At 30.3% G+C, this 3,272-nt stretch carries 3 protein-coding genes; 2 read left to right on the top strand and 1 reads right to left on the bottom strand.

The genetic code is table 11. The features are described from left to right. Positions 1-240 precede the first annotated feature (240 nt). Positions 241-1,413 (bottom strand): metallophosphoesterase, encoded by a 1,173-nt coding sequence (locus tag BFJ87_RS12020; RefSeq protein ID WP_077404788.1) that lies wholly within the window; start codon positions 1,411-1,413, stop codon positions 241-243. 203 nt (positions 1,414-1,616) lie between these two features. Between BFJ87_RS12020 and BFJ87_RS12015 the strand changes: the two genes are divergently transcribed. Next, positions 1,617-2,426 (top strand): sensor histidine kinase, encoded by an 810-nt coding sequence (locus tag BFJ87_RS12015; protein ID WP_077404785.1) that lies wholly within the window; start codon positions 1,617-1,619, stop codon positions 2,424-2,426. A gap of 1 nt (position 2,427) precedes the next feature. Beyond that, positions 2,428-3,123, top strand: a complete 696-nt coding sequence (locus BFJ87_RS12010; RefSeq protein WP_077404783.1) for a LytR/AlgR family response regulator transcription factor — start codon at positions 2,428-2,430, stop codon at positions 3,121-3,123. Positions 3,124-3,272 lie beyond the last annotated feature (149 nt).

Here is a 3,272-nt window from a genome sequence, read left to right as displayed (position 1 = left end):
ATTGGAAACGTAAAATCCTCCACACACTTGTCAAGTTGCTTTAAAATATCCTTTGATGAATATTCCTTTTTTTTCTTAAATCCGAAAATGTTCATTCGTATGTATGGTAACGGTCTCGTGTATGAGCAGTAGCGGATTTCTAGCTACTACTTTTCGGATTACAATATACTTTAATAAAATGAAATAGCGGTTCAAGTTTGCACTTAAACCGCTATTGCTTATACGCGTTGTTAGCAACTGTTATATTTCTACTTTCTGTCCGTCGTGTAAAACTCTGTAATATTTACCTTTTTCTATGAGTAAACCTTCTGATTCACTATTCGGAAAGTTTTTATGATAATCCTTGGGATGCTTAACATCAATTCCTATTACTTTTCCATTAAACTTTCTATTCACTTTAGACTGAAGTGTATGTCCAACCACAACTGATTTTGCATTGAAATTCTGAAGACCCACTTCAACATCTTCTTGGGTTAAATCATCTTTAAAATAACCTCTATACCAAGAAACTCCTGTGTGGGTTGAATTTAAAAACTGTTCTTTGGTTTTTTTGAGTTTGGGATAAAATGGTTTATAATATTTACTACTTGTAATCTCATTGACTTCATCTATGCTCAAATTATAATTAACTAAATCTGGATGTATTCCTCCGTGTGTGAAAAGTGTGCCGTTAATGAGTTCCATTGTGTTTTTACTTGACATCCATTTACCTATAAAAGAATTAGAATCATATAATTGATGCTGTTGTTTTTCTAAAATTGAAGCAACGTGAAAATACTTTGGGGATGAAGAATCATAATTTCCTTGCATATTTTTCAATTCGTGATTACCCAAAATAAAATGAACAAAACCACCCTTTTTTATAGCATCTTGCTCTAATTTGTAAATAAACCATAGGACTTGGGTTGTTGAAAAACCTCTATCAACAAAATCTCCTACTAGAACTAAATGCCCAGTATCAAATATCCAGTTTAAGTTTTTGTCGATAACCCTATTATTAATAAGAAAATCACGAAAAGTTTTATAGCCACTTTCTATATCAGAAATTGCTAAAATTTTATTACTATCATTATAGGTATTTAAAGGCTTTTTGATGTCTGCATTTATGGAAAATTCAAAGCGTGTCGAATCAAGTGGGAAGTAACAAAAAGCTGAAATTTTTGAGTTTGTTGAATGTTCTTTTTGTTCTAGAAAGAAGCCATCATTTTGATTTCCATTAATATATTTTACGTTTAAAATGCTATCATTTTTATAAAAAACATAAGGTCCATCTTTATCCCAATCCATCATTTTAGGATTATCTCCATAGTGCATACTTGCTCCGTGATAAAGACCAAATAGAATTACTGAAATAGTGATGATTAAAAATGTTATGAATACGTGTTTTACGTATCTAAGAATTCTTTTTTTCATTATTTGTGATTTTAATTTCAGCAAACATAAATCGAGTTAATTTACGCGTATAGTAATAGTGATAGACAACCTTGGTAGATGTATAAAGGGTTTTGTATCGTATGTAAAGTCATTACATCACACTTTAATTTCATTACATAACCTTGAATTTGATGTTTGTCAACCTTTTTTTGAAAGGTAATTTATACTACTATTTTTGTTGTATGAAAACTAAAAAATACAATAAGAAGTGGGTGTTACTATTTTTAATATCAGTTGCTTTAATACCTATATTAATTACAATTTATGAAGTCATTTTTACAGATGATAAATCCGTTGTCTTTCTAGGAAATTACAATCCTAAAATAGCTGTAATCGTTGTTTCCTATTATGTTCTGCTCCTTTGTTTGGGTATTTATTGGTTTATTCGTCAGCTGATTTTAATTGTAAAATTGAAGAGCGAAAAATCAAAAGTTGAATTAATGCTCTTAAAAAGTCAAGTTAGTCCGCATTTCTTCTTTAATATGCTTAACAATTTATATGGTTTGGTAGGTAAGGACGTAACAAAAGCCCAAGAATTAATTCTAAAACTTTCTGATATGATGCGCTACAGCATCTACGAAGGCGATAATGAAACGGTAACCTTAAAAGAGGAAGTTGATTATTTAAAGAATTACATCGAGCTTCACAAAATGCGTTACCGCAAGAATATAGAAGTTGACTTCAACTGTAATATCGATGAAAATAAAAAAGTTGTTCCGTTGCTATTTATAATTCTTTTAGAAAATGCTTTTAAACACGGCGTTGAGAATTTAAGGGAAGATGCGACCGTGACAATCAATTTTACTTCATCAGAAAACAATATAAAATTTACAATTGAAAATAACGTTGATAGTTCTGAAAATTTAAAAAGCGAACCTGGAATAGGTTTGAAGAACTTAAAAAGAAGATTAGAATTGACGTATCCAAATAAGCACAATTTGTTGTTTTCGAGTACCGAAAACACTTTCAGCGCACAATTAATTCTAAACTAATATGATTACCTATTTAATTATTGATGATGAGCATATAGCACACGACATTATAAAAGACTATTGTGATTTGTTGCCAAATATGGAATTAATGAAAAATTGTTACGATGGATTGGAAGCATTTGAATATTTGAATAAAAATGATGTTGATTTAATTTTTTTAGACCTGAATATGCCTAAACTGAAAGGTTTTGATTTTCTTAAAACATTAAAAAATCCGCCAAAAGTAATTGTGACAACTGCCTATAAAGAATTCGCTCTTGAAGGATATGAACTTAATATTTCTGACTACCTATTAAAACCCTTTGGGTTTGATCGTTTTTTAAAGGCGATTAATAAAACGTTCAGTACATCAAATACACAAGAATCTGTCTCGTCTAAAAACAATGTAGGTTCAAAGCGTATTTTTCTTCGAAGCAATAAAAAATATATACAAGTAGAAATCGATACTGTTTTATTTGTCGAAGCGTCAGGGAATTACACAAAAGTGATAACAAAATACGAAACCATTACTGTTCGAGAAAAAATATCAAGTGTATTAGATTTGTTACCGAAAGAAGATTTTTTGCAGGTTCATAAATCATTTGCTGTTGCTCCAAAGCATATTAAAAGTATCGAGGGAAACAGGATATTTATTTCAGATTATATCATTCCTATTGGTAAATATTATAAGGCTAATGTTACTCGATTATTGAAGTAAGTTTGTCGTTAATAGTTGCTAACGGTATTGTATATGGAAAGTTGCGTGTTTGCGTGCGAGGATTTTCCGAAGGAAAATCAGACGTAGCAAACGTGCAACGACCTTTGTTTTAGCACAACACCAGCAATTTTTTATATACGGTGTTGTAA

The sequence above is a fragment of the Cellulophaga omnivescoria genome (genome assembly GCF_001999725.1).
In the GTDB taxonomy this organism is placed as follows: Bacteria; Bacteroidota; Bacteroidia; order Flavobacteriales; family Flavobacteriaceae; genus Cellulophaga; species Cellulophaga omnivescoria.
Note: the sequence above shows the minus strand (reverse complement) of the source record. Positions and strands in the feature narration are given on the sequence as shown.